We start from the raw sequence: 19,066 nt of genomic DNA, 5'->3' as shown, positions 1-19,066 counted from the left end.
CCGCCGCGGGCCGTGGACGGACGCCCTCACCGGTGCTGGGGTGAGCGCCACACCGAGTGAGGACAGGGGGGAAGTCCATGGGGGGTTCCGGACTCGTGGTGCGGGATCTGTCGGTCGGATACGGGCCCGTGCGCGCCCTGCGCCGGGTGTCCCTGGAGGTGCCCGAGGCAGCCGTGGTGGCCGTCCTGGGCTCCAACGGCGCCGGCAAGTCCACGCTGCTGCGGGCGATCAGCCGCACCCTGTCCTTCCACGGCGGCGCGGTCACCGAGGGCGGGGTGAGCCTGGGCGACCGACGGCTCGACCGGCTCTCCGCGGACCGGGTGGTCGCCGCCGGCGTCTCCCAAGTGCCCGAGGGGCGCCGGGTGTTCGCCCGGATGACGGTCGCCGACAACCTGCGCGCGGGCGCCCTCGGAGGCAGCCGCGCGGCCCGGCCGAAGGCCCTCGCCCGCGTCCACGAGCTGTTCCCCGTCCTCGCGGAGCGCGCACAGCAGCGCGCGGGCCTGCTCTCCGGCGGCGAACAGCAGATGCTCGCCGTCGCCCGGGCCCTGATGGCCGCCCCGAAGGTCCTCCTCCTCGACGAGCCCTCCCTCGGACTCGCCCCGCTCATGGCCCAGCGGATCGCCGACACCGTCCGTGAGATCAACGAACAGGGCACCTCGGTGCTCCTCGTCGAACAGAACGCCGCCCTTGCCCTACGGCTCGCCACGCGCGCGTACGTCCTCGAAGTCGGCGAGGTGACCCTGTCCGGACCGGCCGCCGAACTGGCCGCCTCCGACGAGGTCCGCCGCCGCTATCTGGGTGTCGTCGACGAGGACGCGGCGGCGGACGCGGCACGGTCCCAAGGCGCGCGCACCCTCGGCCGGTGGCAGGGGTGAGCGCCGTGGACACCCTCGAAGTACGCGACCTCACCGTCCGGTTCGCCGGACTCACCGCCCTGGACGACGTGAGCTTCACCGTCCGCCCCGGCACCGTGCACGCCCTCATCGGCCCCAACGGCGCCGGGAAGTCCACCTGTTTCAACGTCCTGTCCGGTGTCTACCGGGCCACCGCGGGCAGCGTCCGCTTCGGCGGCCACGAGCTCACCGGCATGCCCGCGCACCGCATCGCCGGCCTCGGCGTCGCCCGCATCTTCCAGAACCTCGCCCTGCCGCCCCTCGCGTCGGTCGAGGACAGCCTGCTGCTCGGCAGACACCGGCTGACCCGAACCGGCTTCGTGGCGGCGGGACTTCGGCTTCCGTCGGCCGCCCGGGAGGAACGGGTCCACCGTGAACGGGTGCGTGAGATCGCCGAGTTCGTCGGCATCGCGGACTGTCTGGCACGGCCCGCGGGATCACTCCCGTACGGGCAGCAGAAGCTCGCCGAACTCGCCCGCGCGCTCTGCATGGAACCGCGCCTGCTGCTTCTCGACGAGCCCGTCGCCGGGATGACCGCCGACGAACGGCGCCGGACGGCCGCCGTGATCGCGGGAGTCCGTGACGGTCTCGGCATCTCGATCGTGCTGGTGGAACACGACATGGGGGTGGTGATGCGGCTCGCGGACGCCGTGACCGTACTCGACTTCGGGCGCCGGATCGCCGACGGCGTCCCCGCCGACGTACAGAACGATCCGGCCGTCGTCCGGGCGTACCTGGGGGACGCGTCATGAGCACTCTCGCCGAGATCCTCCTCAACGGCCTCTCGCTGGGCTCCGTGTACGCGCTCATCGCGCTCGGCTTCGTGGTGATCTTCCGGGCCACCGAGGTCGTCAACTTCGCCCACGCCTCACTGCTGTTGGCGGGCGGCTATGTCACCGCGACCCTCCACGACGACCTCGGGTTCTGGCCCGCGCTGCTCGTCGGGATCGCGGGCGCGGCCGTGGTCGGCGCGGCGGTGGAGTTCCTGGTGATGCGGCGCTACCGGGGCTCCGACCACAGCGTCCTCGCCATCGTCACCATCGGCGTCGACATCCTGCTCACCACCGAACTGACCCGCCGTATCGGCACCGACGTGCTGGCGCTCGGCGACCCGTGGGGCGACGCCGTGCTCAAGGTCGGGCCGATCTCCCTCGCCCACACGCGGATCGCCGCGTTCGTGGCGGCGGCGCTGCTCATCACCGCGTTCCTGCTGGCCTTCCGGTACACCTCGTGGGGTGTGGCGATGCGGGCGGCCGCGGAGAGCGCGGAGACGGCGGCCCTGATGGGCGTACGGCTGGGGCGGGTGTCCCTGGGAGCCTGGGCCGTGGCCGGGGGACTCGCCGCCGTCGCCGCGCTGTTCCTCACCGTCTTCCCGACGCCGGGGCTGGAACGGGCCACCTCGCTGGCCGCGCTGAAGGCCTTCCCGGCCGCGATCCTGGGCGGCCTGGACTCCACGACGGGCGCGCTGGTGGGCGGGCTGCTGGTCGGCGTCACGGAGTCGCTGGCGACGGGATACCAGAGCGACCTGACGTTCCTGGGGCGCGGACTCGGAGACCTGGCGCCGTACCTCGTGATGGTCGCGATCCTGCTCATCCGCCCCGCCGGGCTGTTCGGAACGAAGGAGCCGGCCCGTGTCTGAGGTCCTCGGCCGCGACGAGGCCCGCGAGGCAGCGCCCGGCACCCGCCGCCGCCCCGCCCGGCTCACGAGCCCCCGCTTCTACGTCCGGGCGGCCGGGGCGCTGGTCCTGCTGGCCCTGCCCTTCTACCTCGACCGCTTCTGGCTCCAGGCCGGCCTCTTCGCCATGGCCGCGGCGATCGGAGCGATCGGCATCAACCTCCTGACCGGCGCCACCGGGCAGCTCTCCATGGGCCACGCCTTCTTCCTCGCCGTCGGCGCCTACGGCTACTGCGTGTTCGCGGCGGACGGCGGCGACGGCCTGACCGGGCTCGGCCTGCCGACCTGGCTGGCGGCCGTGCTCGCGGTACTGGTCGCGGGCGTCGCGGGCGGGCTGTTCAGCCCCATCTCCGGCCGGCTCAGCGGCGCCTACCTCGGCATCGCCACACTCGCGCTCGTCTTCATCGGGCAGCACGTGATGTTCAACGCCCACGATCTGACCGGCGGCGCGAACGGCCGTGACGTGCCGCCGCTGAACCTCTTCGGCCTCACCTTCGACGACCGCGAACTCCTCGTGGCCGCCGTGCCGTTCGGGTCGGCGGAGAAACTCTGGTACGCCGGTCTGGCCGTCCTCCTGGCCGGCGCGCTGTTCGCCCGTGGCGTCCTGCGCGGCCGTCCGGGCCGGGCCATGAACGCCATCCGCGACCACCGCATCGCCGCCGGCGTCATCGGGGTGCCGGTGGCCCGCCACCGGGCCGCCGTCTTCGTGCTGTCGTCGATGTACGCCGGACTGGCGGGCGTGCTCCTGGCCCTGGTCTTCCAGCGGACCGTGCCCGACTACTTCGGCATCACGCTGTCCCTGGAGTACCTCGCCATGATCGTCATCGGCGGGCTCGGCTCGGTCTCCGGCGCGGTCGCGGGGGCCGTCTTCGTCTCCCTGCTCCCGCAGCTGCTGACCCGCTACAGCGATGCGCTGCCCCTGGTCTCCGCCCCCGGCACGGGCGGGATCGCACCGGGCGAGGCATCCCGGTACCTCTACGGCGCCGCCGTCGTGCTGGTGGTGCTGTTCCTGCCCGGCGGCCTGGTCAGGATGGCCGCCCGGCGTCGCGTCACAACCGAACCCGGGGAGGAACGATGAACACGACGTACGCGGCCAGGGTCGCCGCCGGCGCGCTCGCCGCACTGCTGGTCCTGGCGGGGTGCAGCTCCAAGGCCAAGGACGACGACGGTGACCAGCAGTCCGCGGGTGGGGTGAAGACGGGCGACGGGATCTCGGGCAAGACGATCACCCTCGGCGCCCTCACCGACATGACCGGCGTCTACGCCACCCTCGGCAAGAGCGTCACCCAGGCCCAGCAGCTGTATGTGAAGCAGTTGAACGCCGACGGAGGTGTCTGCGGCTACAAGGTCCAGCTGACGGTCCGCGACCACGGCTACGACCCGCAGAAGGCCCTCGCCGGCTACACCGAGCTGGAGCCGAAGGTCCTGGGCTTCGCGCAGTTCATCGGGTCCCCGTTCGTCGCCGCGGTCAAGCAGCGCGTAGACGGCCAGGACAAGGGGCTCGTGCTGCCGCAGGCGTGGTCGGCCGCGCTGCTCGGCAGCCCGTACATCCGGGTCATCGGCTCCACCTACGACATCGAGACGATCAACGCCGTCGACTTCCTGATCAAGGAGAAGGGCATCAAGAAGGGCGACAAGATCGGCCACGTGTACTTCGAGGGCGACTACGGCGAGAGCGCCCTGGTCGGCTCGAAGCACATCGCGCAGGAGGAGGGGCTGACCGTCGTCGAGCAGAAGATCAAGCCCACCGACAACGACATGACCGCCCAGGTCGCCGCGCTCAAGCAGGCCGGCGTCAAGGCGATCGTCATCAGCGCGGGCCCGCGCCAGGCGGCCTCGCTCGTCGGCGTCGCGGCGGCCGGCGGCTTCGGCGTGCCGATCATCGGCAACAACTCCGCCTTCGCCCCCCAGCTCCTGGCCACCCAGGCGGGACCGGCCCTGATGAAGAACTACTACGTGGCCTCGCCCTCGCTCCCGATCGGCGCGGACACCCCGGAGGCGAAGAAGCTCGTCGCCGACTACCAGGCGGCCTACCCGAAGGACGCCCTCGACAACGGCATCGTCGCCGGCTGGACCGCGGTGTCGGCCTTCGGCGAGGCACTGAAGAAGGCCTGCGCGAGCAAGGACCTCACCAGGGAGGGCGTCGACAAGGCCCTGCTGACCATCGACTCCTTCGACCTCGGCTTCGGCCCCACCCAGGACTTCACCGACCCCAAGTCCCCGTCCTCCCGGCAGAGCGTGATCCTCCAGCCGGACAAGAGCGTCACGGGCGGCATGAAGGTCGTACGGGAGGCGGAGGCGTCGGAGGCCGCGGAGGCGTACACACCGGGGACCTGAGGCAGCACAGCGAAGAGGGCCCGAACCGGATATCGGTTCGGGCCCTTTCGAAGGTCTTCCACCAGGCGCCTACGGCTGTGTCGCTCGTGCCTCACGCCGGTTGTCACGGAAGTTGTGCACCCGGCGAGCCGTGGCGAACAGCGGGATCACCGCGCCCATGACCAGCTGCAGGGCACAGCCCGTCTGAAGGAGCAGTTGGCCGCCCGGTGCGTCGAACGCCCAGGCCGCCAGCAGGCCCATGGCCGACACGATCCAGCCGAGCATCGCCACCGCGAGGATGCCGCGTGGCTTCGGGTACTCCACCCGGCTCACCATCAGCCACGCCGTCCCCAGGATCGCCATCAGTGTCGCCTCGAAGGGCAGTTCGAGGAGCACGATCGAGACCACGGTCAGTGCCCCGAACGGTGACGGCATGCCCTGGAAGGTGCCGTCCTTCACCGTCACACAGGAGAACCGCGCAAGTCTGAGGACCACCGCCAGGAGCACCACGATCGCCCCCACCGCCGCCACCCGCTGGGAGGCGTCGGCGGCGACCATGCCGTAGACGAGGACGAAGTACGCAGGTGCCAGGCCGAAGCTGACCAGGTCGGAGAGGTTGTCCAGCTCCGCGCCCATCGGCGAGGAGCGCAGCTTGCGCGCCACCAGGCCGTCGAACAGGTCGAACACCGCCGCACAGAGCATCAGGATGACAGCGGTGGCCGCGCTGTTGCGGGCCATGCCGGACTCCTGGCTGTCCGTGAGGTGCGGGATCAGGATGCCGGTGGTGGTGAAGTACACCGCCATGAAGCCGCACGTGGCATTGCCGAGGGTGAGGGTGTCCGCTATCGAGAGGCGGAGAGAAAGAGGCATCTCCTCCTCGTCCTCGACCTCTTCGGCCTCGGGCACCCAGCCCGCCTGTGTCTCAGGATCAATCACGGTCAATGCGAGTCACCCCAGCCACGGTCTTCTGACCCACCTCGACCGCGACATCCACGCCCTCGGGGAGGTAGATGTCGACGCGCGAGCCGAAGCGGATCAGACCGATGCGGTCACCCTGCTCGACCTTCGTGCCCTGCGGAATGTAGGGAACGATGCGGCGGGCCACCGCGCCGGCGATCTGGATCATCTCGATGTCACCGAGTTCGGTGTCGAAATGCCAGACTACGCGCTCGTTGTTCTCGCTCTCCTTGTTGAACGCCGGAACGAACCCGCCGGGGATGTGCTCGACCGACGTCACCGTGCCGGAGAGAGGCGCGCGGTTGACGTGGACGTTGAGCGGGCTCATGAAGATCGCGACGCGGGTGCGCCCGTCCTTCCACGGCATGATGCTCTGCACCACACCGTCGGCGGGCGAGATGACCCGGCCCTGGGCGATCTCGCGCTCGGGGTCGCGGAAGAACCACAGCATGCCCGCCGCGAGCGCGGTGGCGGGCACGGCGACGGCCTTGGCGGCGCCGGACTTGCGCGCACGCACCAGGCTGAGGGCTGCGGTGGCGACGGTCGGGAGAAGCCACGGCGATGCTCCGCGCGCGAGGCGTACGCCGCCGGCCTGGCTGTCGCGTGGTGCAGAGGTTTGGCTGTGGGGCATGGATGACCTTCGTAGCGGATGGCGCCGCGCTGTATCGGGGGACGGCGGCTTTCCCGGGATCGTACCGGTCGCGGGCCACAACTGGGCAAGCCAGGAAGCCGAGTCGGCGGCTGAAGAGTGTTGACGGGGTGTGATCTTCTTCTCCAAGAAAACACCCCGTATCCGGACAATCAGCCCTGGAATCGATACTCTTCGAGCAGCCTGCGACCGATGATCATTTTCTGGATCTCGGCGGTACCTTCGCCGATCAGCAGCATCGGAGCCTCGCGGTAGAGGCGCTCGATCTCGTACTCCTTGGAGAAGCCGTAGCCGCCGTGGATCCGGAAGGCGTCCTCCACGACCTCCTTGCAGTACTCGGAGGCGAGGTACTTCGCCATCCCAGCCTCAAGGTCGTTTCGCTCCCCGGAGTCCTTTTTGCGTGCCGCGTTGACCATCATCGCATGAGCGGCCTCGACCTTGGTAGCCATCTCGGCCAGCTTGAACTGGATCGCCTGGTGCTGGGCGATCGGCTTGCCGAAAGTGTGACGCTGCTGGGCATACGAGACGCCGAGTTCGAAGGCACGCTGAGCGACGCCGCAACCACGTGCCGCCACGTTGACGCGGCCGACCTCGACGCCGTCCATCATTTGGTAAAAACCTCGGCCGGTGACGCCGCCGAGCACGCGGTTGGCCGGAATCCGCAGGCCATCCATGATCAGCTCGGTGGTGTCGACGCCCTTGTAGCCCATCTTGTCGATCTTCCCGGGGATGGTGAGGCCGGGGCGGACCTCTCCGAAGCCGGGCTCCTTCTCGACGAGGAAGGTCGTCATCGACTTGTGCGGCTTGGCGGCCGCCTCTTCGGGAGTGAGTCCTTCGTCACTTCGGACGAGAACGGCGACCAGACTCGACGTCCCCCCGTTCGTCAGCCACATCTTCTGGCCGTTCAGGACGTACTCCTCGCCGTCCTTCACCGCCTTCGAGGTGATGGCCGACACGTCCGAGCCCAGACCCGGCTCCGACATCGAGAACGCGCCGCGGATGTCGCCGGCCGCCATGCGCGGCAGGAAGTGGTCCTTCTGCTCCTGCGTGCCGTGCTGCTTGAGCATGTACGCCACGATGAAGTGGGTGTTGATGATGCCGGACACCGACATCCAGCCGCGGGCGATCTCCTCGACGCACAGCGCGTACGTCAGGAGCGACTCGCCCAGGCCGCCGTACTCCTCCGGGATCATCAGGCCGAACAGGCCCAACTCCTTGAGGCCGTCGACGATCTGCTGCGGGTACTCGTCGCGGTGCTCCAGCTCGGTGGCGACCGGGATGATCTCCTTGTCCACGAAGTCGCGGACGGTGGAGAGGATTTCCTGCTGGATGTCGGTCAGACCGGCGGTCTGGGCGAGGCGTGCCATCGGGCTCAGCCCTCCTGGAGTTCCGGGCGGCCGGGCTGTTCGCCGCCGCGTTCCTTGATGTACGTCTCGGTCGGCACCAGGACCTTGCGGCGGAACACGCAGACCAGCGTGCCGTCCTGCTTGTAGCCCTTGGTCTCGACGTAGACGATGCCGCGGTCGTTCTTCGACTTGGACGGCCACTTGTCGAGCACGGTCGTCTGGCCGTAGAGCGTGTCGCCGTGGAAGGTCGGCGCCACGTGCTTCAGCGACTCGATCTCCAGGTTGGCGATCGCCTTGCCGGAGACGTCCGGGACCGACATGCCGAGCAGCAGGGAGTAGATGTAGTTCCCGACCACCACGTTCTTGCCGAAGTCCGTCGTCTTCTCGGCGTAGTTGACGTCCATGTGGAGCGGGTGGTGGTTCATGGTGAGGAGGCAGAAGAGGTGGTCGTCGTACTCCGTGACCGTCTTCCCGGGCCAGTGCTTGTAGACCGCCCCGACCTCGAACTCCTCGTAGGTGCGTCCGAACTGCATCGCGCTCAGGCCTCCGGGATCTCGAACTTGGACGTGCGCTGCATGCCCGCCGCACGCCCCTTGCCGGAGATGACCAGCGCCATCTTGCGGCTGGCCTCGTCGATCATCTCGTCGCCGAGCATCGCCGAGCCCTTCTTGCCGCCCGCCTCGGACGTGCACCAGTCGTACGCGTCCAGGATCAGCTCGGCGTGGTCGAAGTCCTCCTGCGAGGGCGAGAAGATCTCGTTGGACGCCTCGACCTGGCCCGGGTGCAGCACCCACTTGCCGTCGAAGCCGAGCGCGGCGGCGCGCTGGGCGACCTCGCGGTAGCCGTCGACGTTGCGGATCTGGAGGTAGGGGCCGTCGATCGCCTGGAGGTCGTTGGCGCGGGCGGCCATCAGGATCTTCATCAGGATGTAGTGGTAGGCGTCCGCCGGGTAGCCGGGCGGCTGCTCGCCCACGACCAGCGACTTCATGTTGATCGACGCCATGAAGTCGGCCGGGCCGAAGATGATCGTCTCGACGCGCTGGGAGGCCGTCGCGATCTCGTTGACGTTGTTCAGGCCCTGCGCGTTCTCGATCTGCGCCTCGATGCCGATCTTGCCGACCTCGAAGCCCATCGTCTTCTCGATCTGCGTCAGCAGGAGGTCGAGGGCGACGACCTGCTGGGCCGTCTGCACCTTCGGCAGCATGATGCAGTCGAGGTTCTGCCCCGCACCCTCGACGACGGTCACGACATCGCGGTACGTCCACTCCGTCGTCCAGTCGTTGACGCGGACCACCCGTGTCTTGCCGGTCCAGTCACCCTCGTTGAGGAACTTGACGATGGTGTGCCGAGCCTCGGGCTTGGCGAGCGGGGCGCACGCGTCCTCCAGGTCGAGGAAGACCTGGTCCGCCGGGAGGCCCTGCGCCTTCTCCAGGAAGCGGGGGTTGCTTCCCGGCACCGCGAGACACGAGCGGCGGGGACGCAGACGGTTGACGGTCATGCGGGGACCTCCAGGGGGTCGAGCTTGTTCGCTTTCCGGATCTCGTCGACGATGGAGCCGATGATTCCGGTGATGTCGAAGTCCTTCGGGGTGAAGACGGCGGCCACTCCGGCGGCCCGGAGCTGCTCGGCGTCCCCCTTCGGGATGATGCCACCGGCGATCACCGGGATGTCTGTGGCACCGGCCACACGGAGCCGCTCCACGACGTCCGGGACGAGCTGGGCGTGCGAGCCGGACAGGATCGACAGACCCACCGCGTGCACGTCCTCGGCGAGGGCCGCCTCCACGATCTCCTCCGGGGTGAGCCGGATGCCCTGGTAGACCACCTCGAACCCGGCGTCACGGGCCCGTACGGCGATCTGCTCGGCGCCGTTGGAGTGCCCGTCCAGGCCCGGCTTGCCGACCAGGAAGCGCAGCTTGCCGACGCCCATGTCCTTCGCCGTCAGGTCGACCTTGCGGCGGACGTCGGCCATGGCCGAGCCCTCCTCCGCCGGCACCGCCACCGGCGCCGAGGAGACCCCGGTCGGCGCCCGGAACTCGCCGAACACCTCGCGCAGCGCCCCCGACCACTCGCCGGTCGTGACACCGGCGCGGGCGCACTCCAGGGTGGCCTCCATCAGGTTGCCGGTGCCCTTGGCGGCCTCCTTCAGCTTCTCCAGCGCCTTGCAGGGGCGCGGGTGGTTGAAGGGCGGCTGGTAGCGCGTGTCACGCCAGTGCTGGAGCCCGGCGATCACGCGGGCCTCGACCGCGGGGTCGACCGTCTGGATCGCGGTGTCCACGTCGGCCGTGAGCGGGTTCGGCTCGGTGGTCTCGAAGATGTTGACGCCGATGATCTTCTCCTGGCCGGACTCGATCCGGGCCCGGCGCTCGGCGTGCGAGGAGACGAGCTGCGACTTGAGGTAGCCCGACTCGACGGCGGCCATCGCGCCGCCCATCTGCTGGATCCGGTCGATCTCGGCGAGGGACTCCTCGACGAGCCTGGTCACCTTCCCCTCGATGACGTGCGAGCCCTCGAAGATGTCCTCGTACTCCAGCAGGTCGCTCTCATGGGCGAGGACCTGCTGGATGCGCAGCGACCACTGCTGGTCCCACGGCCGCGGCAGACCGAGGGCCTCGTTCCAGGCGGGCAGCTGCACGGCACGCGCGCGTGCGTCCTTGGAGAGGGTCACGGCCAGCATCTCCAGCACGATCCGCTGGACGTTGTTCTCCGGCTGCGCCTCGGTCAGACCGAGGGAGTTGACCTGGACGCCGTAGCGGAAACGACGCTGCTTGGCGTTCTCGATGCCGTAGCGCTCGCGGGTGACCTGGTCCCAGATGCGGCCGAAGGCGCGCATCTTGCACATCTCCTCGATGAAGCGGACGCCCGCGTTCACGAAGAAGGAGATACGGGCGACGACGTCACCGAACTTCTCCGGCGGCACCTGCCCGGAGTCGCGGACGGCGTCCAGGACCGCGATCGCCGTCGACATCGCGTACGCGATCTCCTGGACGGGCGTGGCGCCCGCTTCCTGGAGGTGGTAGCTGCAGATGTTGATCGGGTTCCACTTGGGGATGTGGGAGACCGTGTACGCGATCATGTCGGTCGTCAGACGGAGGCTCGGCCCCGGCGGGAACACATGGGTGCCGCGGGACAGGTACTCCTTGACGATGTCGTTCTGGGTCGTGCCCTGGAGCCGGGTGATGTCCGCACCCTGCTCCTCGGCGACGACCTGGTAGAGCGCCAGCAGCCACATGGCGGTGGCGTTGATCGTCATCGAGGTGTTCATCTGGTCCAGGGGGATGTCCTGGAACAGCCGGCGCATGTCACCGAGGTGCGCGACCGGTACCCCGACCCGACCGACCTCGCCGCGGGCGAGGATGTGGTCGGAGTCGTAACCGGTCTGTGTCGGCAGGTCGAACGCCACCGACAGGCCGGTCTGGCCCTTGGCGAGGTTGCGCCGGTACAGCTCGTTGGACGCCTCGGCCGTGGAGTGGCCGGCGTACGTGCGCATGAGCCACGGCCGGTCCTTCTCCCGCTTGTCCTCGGCGGGCTGACGCTCAGTCATCTATGACCCCGGGTGTCTCAGATGTTGCGGAAGCGGTTGATGGCGTCGAGGTGCGTGGCGCGCATCTCCTCGTCGCGCACACCCAGGCCCTCCTCGGGGGACAGGCAGAGCACGCCGACCTTCCCCTGGTGGAGGTTGCGGTGCACGTCGTAGGCGGCCTGCCCGGTCTCCTCCAGGGAGTACACCTTGGAGAGGGTCGGGTGGATCTTGCCCTTCGCGATCAGCCGGTTGGCCTCCCAGGCCTCGCGGTAGTTGGCGAAGTGCGAGCCGATGATCCGCTTCAGCGACATCCACAGGTAGCGGTTGTCGTACTCGTGCATGTAGCCCGAGGTCGAGGCGCAGGTGGTGATGGTGCCGCCCTTGCGGGTGACGAAGACGCTCGCGCCGAAGGTCTCGCGGCCCGGGTGCTCGAAGACGATGTCGATGTCCTCGCCGCCGGTCAGCTCGCGGATGCGCTTGCCGAAGCGCTTCCACTCCTTGGGGTCCTGGGTCTGCTCGTCCTTCCAGAACCGGTAACCCTCGGCGTTGCGGTCGATGATCGCGTTCGCGCCCATCGAGCGGCAGATGTCCGCCTTCTGGTCGCTGGAGACGACACAGATCGGGTTGGCGCCGCCGGCCAGCGCGAACTGGGTGGCGTAGGAGCCGAGTCCGCCGCTGGCGCCCCAGATCAGGACGTTGTCGCCCTGCTTCATGCCGGCGCCGTTGCGGGAGACCAGCTGGCGGTAGGCGGTGGAGTTCACCAGGCCCGGCGCGGCGGCCTCCTCCCAGCTGAGGTGGCCCGGCTTGGGCATCAGCTGGTTGGACTTCACGAGCGCGATCTCGGCGAGGCCGCCGAAGTTGGTCTCGAAGCCCCAGATGCGCTGCTCGGGGTCGAGCATCGTGTCGTTGTGGCCGTCCGAGGACTCCATCTCGACGGACAGGCAGTGCGCGACGACCTCGTCACCGGGCTTCCAGGCGTTCACGCCGGGGCCGGTGCGCAGGACGACGCCCGCGAGGTCGGAGCCGATGATGTGGTACGGCAGGTCGTGCCGCTTGGCCAGGTCGTTGGTGCGGCCGTAGCGCTCCAGGAACCCGAAGGTGGACAGCGGCTCGAAGATCGAGGTCCACACGGAGTTGTAGTTGACGCTCGACGCCATCACCGCGACCAGCGCCTCGCCCGGGCCGAGCTCGGGCACCGGCACGTCGTCGAGGTGGGTCGACTTGCGGGGGTCCTTGTCGCGGCTCTCCAGGCCCGCGAACATCTCCGTCTCGTCCTTGTGCACGGTGATCGCGCGGTACGACTCGGGGAGCGGCAGTGCGGCGAAGTCGGCCGGAGTCGAGTCCGGCGACTGGATCGCGTCCAGGATGTCCTTCACGGTCACGGTGTTGCCTCCGGCGATACGCACCCTGAGGGAGGGGTGCTGAGGGTTACGTCGGTGCTGCTGAGGGTTTGTCGAGAAGTGCCGTCGGTTCGGCGAGGTGGTGCTTCGGCAGCGCTTTGTGGCGCGGGAGGTTGCCTGTGACGCAGGCGTCCGGGCGGGCAAGCCGATGACTTGTTGGGACAGCCGACGTACGAAAGGTCTCTGCACGCCGGCCGCCCGGACAACATCAACGTATGACACCGCGTGTCACGCCGCAAGGCACTGAGTGCCAGGAACTGCTCTCAAGTGAAATCTTTACGTAACAAATGAGCGATGATCGATCGAACGCGGCTTGAAATCCACTGGAAATCGGGTGGAGGCACACGAAAACGGCCACCCCGAGGGGTGGCCGTCATCACAGCGAAGCGGTAGTGCTCAGCGCTCCTTGAGCGCCTCCTCGATGGTCCGCATGACCTGGTCGAGCGGGGCGTCGGTGCGGGCGACCGTCACCAGGACCTCCCCGTGGGCCGAGACCGTCGCGGCGGCCGGCTTCGGCGCGGTGCTGCGCCCGGCCCCGATGCCGGACCCGAACGTCTTGCGCACGATCGCGAAGGCGTGGTCCAGCTGCGACTCCACGTCGCCCTGCCCGCCGGCCCTCAGCCACCGCCGCAGCACGTGGTTGTGGGCCGTGACGACCGCGGACGCGGCGACCTCGGCCAGCAGCGGGTCGTCGTTGGCGTCGTCGTCGTGCGCGTGCTCGTCGAAGTGGCCGAGGAGATAGCGGGTGAACAGCCGCTCGTAGCGGGCCACCGACGCGATCTCGGCCTCGCGCAGGGTGGGCACCTCGCGCGTGAGCTTGTAGCGGGCGACCGAGATCTCCGGCTGGGCCGCGTACATCCGCATGACTTCCTTGATGCCGTTGCACACCGTGTCGAGCGGGTGCTCGTGCGGGGGAGCGGCGTTGAGGACGGCCTCGGCGCGGATCAGCGTGTCGTCGTGGTCCGGGAAGATCGCCTCTTCCTTGGAGCGGAAGTGGCGGAAGAAGGTGCGGCGGGCCACTCCGGCCGCGGCCGCGATCTCGTCGACGGTGGTCGCCTCGTACCCCTTGGCCGAGAACAGCTCCATCGCCGCTGCCGCCAGTTCTCGGCGCATCTTGAGCCGCTGGGCGGCAGCGCGGCTGCCTGCGGCACTTTCCGGCGCGTCGGGCGTAGCTGGTGTACGTGAGGACTTGGCGGGCTGGGACATGACCCGAACGTACTGCATGTGCGCAGGTTGGCGCTCATGTCCCGGGTACCCCCCGCCCGGTGCGGGCAGGGGGGTTCCGTGGGGGTCGAGCAGTCCGCCCCAGTCCTCGGCGCCTCTGAACCAGTCGCCGGACGGCTCAGCGGCGGGCATATTCGCGGAAGCCACGGCCGGTCTTGCGGCCGAGGCAGCCCGCGGCCACCAGGTGCTCCAGGAGCGGGGCCGGAGCCAGGCCCGGGTCCCGGAACTCGCGGTGCAGGACCTTCTCGATGGCCAGCGAGACATCGAGCCCGACGACGTCCAGGAGTTCGAAGGGCCCCATCGGATAGCCGCCGCCCAGCTTCATCGCGGCGTCGATGTCGTCGAGCGACGCGTAGTGCTCCTGGACCATCTTGATGGCGTTGTTGAGGTACGGGAACAGCAGCGCGTTCACGATGAAGCCCGCTCGGTCGCCGCAGTCGACCGCGTGCTTCCTGATCTTCACGCAGACCTCGCGGACCGTGGCGTGGACGTCGTCGGCCGTGAGCACCGTGCGGACGACCTCGACCAGCTTCATCGCCGGCGCCGGGTTGAAGAAGTGCATGCCGATCACGTCCTGGGGACGCGAGGTGGCACGGGCACAGGCGACGACCGGCAGCGACGAGGTGGTCGTGGCCAGGACCGCGCCCGGCTTGCAGACCTTGTCCAGCGCCGCGAACAGCTGCTGCTTGACCTCCAGGTCCTCGGCGACGGCCTCGACGGCCAGATCGACGTCGGCGAAGGCGTCGTACGAGCCCGCCGCCGTGATCCGGTCCAGGGTCTGCGCGGCGGCCTCGGCGGTCATCCGCCCCTTGTCGACGGAGCGCGAGAGGGACTTGCCGATACGGGCCTTGGCGGTCTCGGCCTTCTCCTCGCTGCGGGCGGCGAGGACGACCTCGTAGCCGGCCTTGGCGAAGACCTCGGCGATACCGGAGGCCATGGTGCCGGAGCCCGCGACACCGACGGAACGGATCTCACGGCCGGAGGTCCCGGAGCCCGCGGCGGCCGGCGTCAGGGTGTCAGCCACGACGTCCGCGCTGCCCGGAGCCTCGTAGGAGTAGAAGCCGCGGCCCGCCTTGCGGCCCGTCAGACCCGCCTCGCTGAGCTGCTTGAGGATCGGCGCGGGGGCATGCAGCCGGTCCTTCGACTCGGAGTACATGGCCTCCAGGACCGTGCGCGCGGTGTCGATGCCGATCAGGTCGAGCAGGGCGAGCGGGCCCATGGGCAGTCCGCAGCCGAGCCGCATCGCGGCGTCGATGTCCTCGCGGGAGGCGTACTTCGCCTCGTACATCGCGGCGGCCTGGTTGAGATAGCCGAACAGCAGCCCGTCGGCGACGAATCCGGGCCGGTCGCCCACCGCGACGGGCTCCTTGCCGAGGGCCAGGGCGAGGTCGGTGACCGCGCTGACGGCGGCCGGCGCGGTCAGGACCGAGGAGACGACCTCGACCAGCTTCATCGCAGGTGCCGGGTTGAAGAAGTGCAGTCCGAGCACGCGCTCGGGACGGGCCGAGTCGGCGGCGAGCCGGGTGACGGACAGGGCGTTGGTGCCGGTCGCCAGGATCGTCCCGGGGCGCACGATCCCGTCGAGTTCACGGAAGATCTGGTGCTTGATCTCGTACGACTCCGGCGCCACCTCGATGACCAGGTCGGCGTCGGCCGCGCTGCGCAGGTCGGTGGAGGTGCGGACCCGGGCGAGGACGTCGGCGCGCTCCTGACCGGTCAGCCGGCCGCGCTCCACGGCGCGGGCGGTCGAGGCCTCCAGGGCGGTGACGGCCTGGGCGGCCGCGGCTTCGCTGATGTCGATGCCGACGACCTCGCGACCGGCCTTGGCGAGGACCTCGGCGATGCCGGTGCCCATCGTGCCGAGGCCGATGACGGCAATGGTCTGGAGCGGGGACAGAGGGGTGTCGGACAGGGGAGCGGCCATCGCGGGACTCCAGGAATGAGGTGACGACTGGGAGCGCGACCCGGTACGCCCGAAGGCGCACCGGGTGCGTGGAAGATGCGGGTGTTGCCGGGCTGCAAGCGCACACGCCCGGTGGTGCGGTGCCGTCGTCACGGGCGTGCACACGCCCGGAGAACGGTGGAGCCGACCTGCCCTGTCCCGGGGCCACGTCGTACTGCGATACCTGAGGTACCGAACCGACTGCTCTCGCGGCAGCTGCGTCACCAGGCCACCGCAAGGAGTTCCGCGAGTGGGTAACTCGCTCGTCTGAGCTTAACCGGCGGGTAACGAGCGCGCTAGTCCCCGGGTTTGTGATGTACGTCCCGAGGCGCTCACGGCCCACCTAGGCTGCGTGTCATGGACGAAGAGTTGCGATCACTCACGGAGCGCTTACGGCAGGAGTCGGGGGCGTCGGCGCTGCACGGTCGGCTGGCGGAGACGAAGGACCTCGGTGAGCTGGCCGGAGTGCTGATCGAGGCCGGGCAGCCGCTGTGGGCGAGGGAGCTGGCCGCGTTCCGGCTGGGGGTCGCGGGGGATTCCCGTGCCTTCGAGTCCCTCGTCCTGCTGCTGAACCACCGTGAGCCGCAGCGCTGCGCCTCCGCCGCGTACGCCCTGGCCCGCCTCGGTGATCCGCGCACCGCCCGCGCCGCCGCGGCCCTCGCCACCAACGAACTGCGCGTCGCCTACGCCCTGCACCCGGTCCGGCTCCTGACCGAACTGCGTGCGCCGGAGTCGGTACCGGCCCTCATCACCACCCTGGAACGCCGGCTGCGCCCGAACGACCCCTACCGGCGCGTGGCCCTCGCCTGTGTGGAGGGCCTCGGCGCCCTCGGTGACGCCCGCGCCCGACCCGTACTGAACGAGGCGCTGGCCCACCCGACGCTGGCCGAGACAGCGGTGCACGCGCTGGCGCGGATTCCCGAGCAGCGCTAGAGAGCCAGCATGTACCGCACCTCCGGAACCGGGACCCCGCCCGCCTCGAAGAGCTCCTCGGCGCCGTCGGCCCGGAACCCCGCCCGTTCGTAGAAGGCGCGGGCGCGGGTGTTGCCCTTGAGGACCCAGAGGTACACACGGTCGTGCCCGGCGGCGGCGCAGCGGCGTACCGACTCCTGGAGGAGGGCGTGGCCGACGCCCGCGCCGTACCGCCCGGGGTCGACGTAGAGCGCGTACAACTCGGCGTCCGCGGTGCGCACTTCGCCCTCGTCCCGGTAGGGGCCGCAGGCCGCCCAGCCGAACAGCTCGCCGTCCTGTTCCGCGACGAGGTTCAGCACGCTGCCGTCGGCCTCCCGCAGGCGTGCGCGGCGGCGCTCGGCGTCCTCGGTCACGCTCAGGGCGGCCAGGTACGGCTGCGGTAGGAGGCCCCGGTACGCGCTCTGCCAGCCGCGGACGCGGATCTCGGCCACCCGGTCGCAGTCCGCGAACGTCATCTCGCGGAGCCGCGGGCCGCTCACGAACCCAGCACCGCGAACGCCTCGACCTCCAGCAGGAACTCGGGCCGCACCAGCGCGGCCACCTGTACCGCCGACGCGGCCGGCAGACGGTCGTCGGGTATGTGCTCGGCTCGGGCCGTCCGGATCGCCGGCATGTGCGCCATGTCCGTGACGAAGTAGGTGAGTTTGACGACGTCGTCGAAGGTCGCTCCCGCGGCGGCCAGGGCGCGGCGCAGGTTTTCGAAGGCCTGGCGGGCCTGGGCGGCGGGATCGCCCTCGCCGACCGGCTTGCCGTCCGCGTCCAGGGCGAGCTGGCCGGAGATCGCGACGAACGTGCCGGTGCCCAGCACGACATGGGAGTACTGGGCGGCGGGCGCGAGCCCGTCGGGGGCGGAAATCCTGGTCAGCTCACTCATGCGTCCATGGTGGACCATGGCACTGACAATGCCCCCGACGGGCTGTCGGAGCCTGCTCGGCGGACCGCTCAGCCGCGGAAGCCGAGCATCCCGTGCAGCGTCGAGCCGCGTGCCGAGGCCGACGCCGAGCTCAGCGGCTTCGGGTCGGGCAGCGTGTCGCACACCGCGTCGACCTCACCGCCGCTGCGCGGCACCGTGCCGTCGGTCAGGTAGGCCGCCAGGTACTTGTCCAGGCAGGCGTTCCCGCTCAGCGTGATGCCGTGGTTGCCGCCGCCCTGCTCGACCACCAGGCTGGAGCCGCGCAGCAGACGGTGGACCGTCACACCGCCCTGGTACGGGGTGGCCGCGTCGTCCGTCGCCTGGAACAGCAGCGCCGGAGGCAGCTTCGCGTTGGCCACGTTCACCGGCCGCAGCGACTTCGTCGGCCAGAACGCGCACGGCGCGTTGTACCAGGCGTTGTTCCAGGTCATGAACGGCGCCTTCTGGTACACCGCCCAGTTGTCGTTGCGCCACTGGTTCCAGTCGCGGGGCCAGCCGGCGTCACGGCACTGCACCGAGGTGTAGATGCTGTAGCCGTTGTCACCGGAGGCGTCGACGGCGGCGAAGAGCTCGTACACCTCGACCAGCAGGTCGGAGTTCTTGTCGTTCGCGTACGCCGCGAACGCCTCGGCCAGATAGGGCCAGTAGCCGTTGTAGTAGCCGCCCGGGATGAAGGTGTCCTCCAGCTCGGAGGCACCCACCTTCCCGCCGGCCGGTGTCTTGGCCAGGGCCGCCCGCATCGCGTACCACTTGGCCTCGATCTTCGCCGGATCGGTGCCGAGCTTGTACGTGGAGTCGTACTTGGCGACCCACGCGAGGAACGCGCGGTGGCGGTCGTTGAAGGCGTAGTCCTGCGCGATGTTGTCGTCGTACCAGACACCGGTCGGGTCGACGATCGAGTCGAGGACGAGGCGCCGCACCCGGTCGGGGAAGAGCTTGGCGTAGACCGCGCCGAGATAGGTGCCGTACGAGTAACCGAAGTAATTGATCTTCTTCGCGCCCAGGGCGGCACGGATCGAGTCCATGTCCCGTACGGCCTGGACCGTGTTGATGTACGGCAGCACATCGGCGTACTTCTTGCCGCAGGCCTGCGCGAAGGACTTGGCGTGCTGGAGGTTGGCCTTCTCGATGGCCGGAGTGCTCGGCACGGAGTCCGGGCGGACCGGGTTGAAGTAGCCGGGCTTGCAGTCGAGCGCCGGCTTGCTCTTGCCCACACCGCGCGGGTCGAAGCCGATGACGTCGTACTGCGCCGCGACC

General features: G+C 69.6%; 18 protein-coding genes. 6 read left to right on the top strand and 12 right to left on the bottom strand.

Annotated elements, in window-relative coordinates; all coding sequences use genetic code 11:
• The first annotated feature begins 77 nt into the window (after positions 1-77).
• From HLK59_RS29640 to HLK59_RS29620, 5 genes are read left to right on the top strand one after another with little or no spacing between them, the layout of a single operon-like run.
• The gene (locus HLK59_RS29640; protein ID WP_171144610.1) at positions 78-875 is read left to right on the top strand and encodes an ABC transporter ATP-binding protein; all 798 of its coding nucleotides are present in this window, start codon (positions 78-80) and stop codon (positions 873-875) included.
• A complete protein-coding gene (locus HLK59_RS29635) occupies positions 863-1,645 on the top strand; it encodes an ABC transporter ATP-binding protein (protein WP_346779842.1) in 783 nt (260 codons plus the stop codon). The genes HLK59_RS29640 and HLK59_RS29635 overlap by 13 nt, the downstream gene beginning before the upstream one ends.
• Positions 1,642-2,532, top strand: a complete 891-nt coding sequence (locus tag HLK59_RS29630; RefSeq protein WP_171144609.1) for a branched-chain amino acid ABC transporter permease — start codon at positions 1,642-1,644, stop codon at positions 2,530-2,532. The genes HLK59_RS29635 and HLK59_RS29630 overlap by 4 nt, the downstream gene beginning before the upstream one ends.
• A complete protein-coding gene (locus HLK59_RS29625) occupies positions 2,525-3,646 on the top strand; it encodes a branched-chain amino acid ABC transporter permease (RefSeq protein WP_171144608.1) in 1,122 nt (373 codons plus the stop codon). The genes HLK59_RS29630 and HLK59_RS29625 overlap by 8 nt, the downstream gene beginning before the upstream one ends.
• Positions 3,643-4,905 (top strand): ABC transporter substrate-binding protein, encoded by a 1,263-nt coding sequence (locus tag HLK59_RS29620; protein ID WP_171144607.1) that lies wholly within the window; start codon positions 3,643-3,645, stop codon positions 4,903-4,905. The genes HLK59_RS29625 and HLK59_RS29620 overlap by 4 nt, the downstream gene beginning before the upstream one ends.
• Positions 4,906-4,974: 69 nt before the next feature.
• Here HLK59_RS29620 and pssA read toward each other — a convergent pair whose 3' ends face one another.
• From pssA to HLK59_RS29575, 9 genes are all read right to left on the bottom strand, one after another.
• Positions 4,975-5,790 carry a CDP-diacylglycerol--serine O-phosphatidyltransferase gene (pssA, locus tag HLK59_RS29615; RefSeq protein ID WP_171144623.1) on the bottom strand — a complete coding sequence of 272 codons (816 nt, stop codon included), beginning with the start codon at positions 5,788-5,790 and terminating at the stop codon, positions 4,975-4,977.
• A gap of 22 nt (positions 5,791-5,812) precedes the next feature.
• Positions 5,813-6,472 (bottom strand): phosphatidylserine decarboxylase, encoded by a 660-nt coding sequence (locus HLK59_RS29610; protein WP_171144622.1) that lies wholly within the window; start codon positions 6,470-6,472, stop codon positions 5,813-5,815.
• Between the two features lie 170 nt (positions 6,473-6,642).
• Positions 6,643-7,857 (bottom strand): acyl-CoA dehydrogenase family protein, encoded by a 1,215-nt coding sequence (locus HLK59_RS29605; protein ID WP_171144606.1) that lies wholly within the window; start codon positions 7,855-7,857, stop codon positions 6,643-6,645.
• 5 nt (positions 7,858-7,862) lie between these two features.
• The gene (locus tag HLK59_RS29600; protein WP_171144605.1) at positions 7,863-8,369 is read right to left on the bottom strand and encodes a MaoC family dehydratase; all 507 of its coding nucleotides are present in this window, start codon (positions 8,367-8,369) and stop codon (positions 7,863-7,865) included.
• Between the two features lie 5 nt (positions 8,370-8,374).
• Positions 8,375-9,334 carry a CoA ester lyase gene (locus tag HLK59_RS29595; RefSeq protein ID WP_164421275.1) on the bottom strand — a complete coding sequence of 320 codons (960 nt, stop codon included), beginning with the start codon at positions 9,332-9,334 and terminating at the stop codon, positions 8,375-8,377.
• Positions 9,331-11,379, bottom strand: a complete 2,049-nt coding sequence (locus HLK59_RS29590) for a protein meaA (protein WP_171144604.1) — start codon at positions 11,377-11,379, stop codon at positions 9,331-9,333. Before HLK59_RS29590 ends, HLK59_RS29595 begins: the two co-directional genes overlap by 4 nt.
• A gap of 17 nt (positions 11,380-11,396) precedes the next feature.
• Positions 11,397-12,740, bottom strand: coding sequence for a crotonyl-CoA carboxylase/reductase (ccrA, locus tag HLK59_RS29585; RefSeq protein ID WP_171144603.1), 1,344 nt, complete (start codon positions 12,738-12,740; stop codon positions 11,397-11,399).
• A 414-nt stretch (positions 12,741-13,154) separates the two neighbouring features.
• Positions 13,155-13,964, bottom strand: coding sequence for a TetR family transcriptional regulator (locus tag HLK59_RS29580; protein WP_206327731.1), 810 nt, complete (start codon positions 13,962-13,964; stop codon positions 13,155-13,157).
• 136 nt (positions 13,965-14,100) lie between these two features.
• On the bottom strand, positions 14,101-15,906 hold the full coding sequence (locus HLK59_RS29575) for a 3-hydroxyacyl-CoA dehydrogenase (protein ID WP_171144601.1): 1,806 nt from the start codon (positions 15,904-15,906) through the stop codon (positions 14,101-14,103).
• A 375-nt stretch (positions 15,907-16,281) separates the two neighbouring features.
• On the opposite strand from HLK59_RS29575, the gene HLK59_RS29570 reads away from it, so the two are divergent.
• The gene (locus HLK59_RS29570; protein WP_171144600.1) at positions 16,282-16,857 is read left to right on the top strand and encodes an adenylosuccinate lyase; all 576 of its coding nucleotides are present in this window, start codon (positions 16,282-16,284) and stop codon (positions 16,855-16,857) included.
• Here HLK59_RS29570 and HLK59_RS29565 read toward each other — a convergent pair.
• From HLK59_RS29565 to HLK59_RS29555, 3 genes are all read right to left on the bottom strand, one after another.
• Positions 16,854-17,375: a GNAT family N-acetyltransferase gene (locus HLK59_RS29565; RefSeq protein WP_346779841.1), complete on the bottom strand. Its 522-nt coding sequence runs from the start codon at positions 17,373-17,375 to the stop codon at positions 16,854-16,856. The genes HLK59_RS29570 and HLK59_RS29565 overlap by 4 nt on opposite strands.
• Positions 17,372-17,770 carry a RidA family protein gene (locus HLK59_RS29560; protein WP_171144599.1) on the bottom strand — a complete coding sequence of 133 codons (399 nt, stop codon included), beginning with the start codon at positions 17,768-17,770 and terminating at the stop codon, positions 17,372-17,374. The genes HLK59_RS29565 and HLK59_RS29560 overlap by 4 nt, the downstream gene beginning before the upstream one ends.
• Before the next feature lie 68 nt (positions 17,771-17,838).
• Positions 17,839-19,066, bottom strand: a 1,228-nt coding sequence (locus tag HLK59_RS29555) for an alpha/beta hydrolase (protein ID WP_171144598.1), incomplete at its 5' end; no start/stop codon positions are given.

The sequence above is a fragment of the Streptomyces sp. S3(2020) genome, from assembly GCF_013044505.1.
GTDB lineage: Bacteria > Actinomycetota > Actinomycetes > Streptomycetales > Streptomycetaceae > Streptomyces.
Note: the sequence above shows the minus strand (reverse complement) of the source record. Positions and strands in the feature narration are given on the sequence as shown.

Excerpts from the sequence above, each read along its gene's own strand:
- HLK59_RS29640 (WP_171144610.1), top strand. The coding sequence starts at position 78 with ATGGGGGGTTCCGGACTCGTGGTGCGGGATCTGTCGGTCGGATACGGG.
- HLK59_RS29630 (WP_171144609.1), top strand. The coding sequence starts at position 1,642 with ATGAGCACTCTCGCCGAGATCCTCCTCAACGGCCTCTCGCTGGGCTCC.
- HLK59_RS29620 (WP_171144607.1), top strand. The coding sequence starts at position 3,643 with ATGAACACGACGTACGCGGCCAGGGTCGCCGCCGGCGCGCTCGCCGCA.
- HLK59_RS29610 (WP_171144622.1), bottom strand. The coding sequence starts at position 6,472 with ATGCCCCACAGCCAAACCTCTGCACCACGCGACAGCCAGGCCGGCGGC.
- HLK59_RS29605 (WP_171144606.1), bottom strand. The coding sequence starts at position 7,857 with ATGGCACGCCTCGCCCAGACCGCCGGTCTGACCGACATCCAGCAGGAA.
- HLK59_RS29600 (WP_171144605.1), bottom strand. The coding sequence starts at position 8,369 with ATGCAGTTCGGACGCACCTACGAGGAGTTCGAGGTCGGGGCGGTCTAC.
- HLK59_RS29595 (WP_164421275.1), bottom strand. The coding sequence starts at position 9,334 with ATGACCGTCAACCGTCTGCGTCCCCGCCGCTCGTGTCTCGCGGTGCCG.
- HLK59_RS29590 (WP_171144604.1), bottom strand. The coding sequence starts at position 11,379 with ATGACTGAGCGTCAGCCCGCCGAGGACAAGCGGGAGAAGGACCGGCCG.
- HLK59_RS29580 (WP_206327731.1), bottom strand. The coding sequence starts at position 13,964 with ATGTCCCAGCCCGCCAAGTCCTCACGTACACCAGCTACGCCCGACGCG.
- HLK59_RS29575 (WP_171144601.1), bottom strand. The coding sequence starts at position 15,906 with ATGGCCGCTCCCCTGTCCGACACCCCTCTGTCCCCGCTCCAGACCATT.
- HLK59_RS29570 (WP_171144600.1), top strand. The coding sequence starts at position 16,282 with ATGGACGAAGAGTTGCGATCACTCACGGAGCGCTTACGGCAGGAGTCG.
- HLK59_RS29560 (WP_171144599.1), bottom strand. The coding sequence starts at position 17,770 with ATGAGTGAGCTGACCAGGATTTCCGCCCCCGACGGGCTCGCGCCCGCC.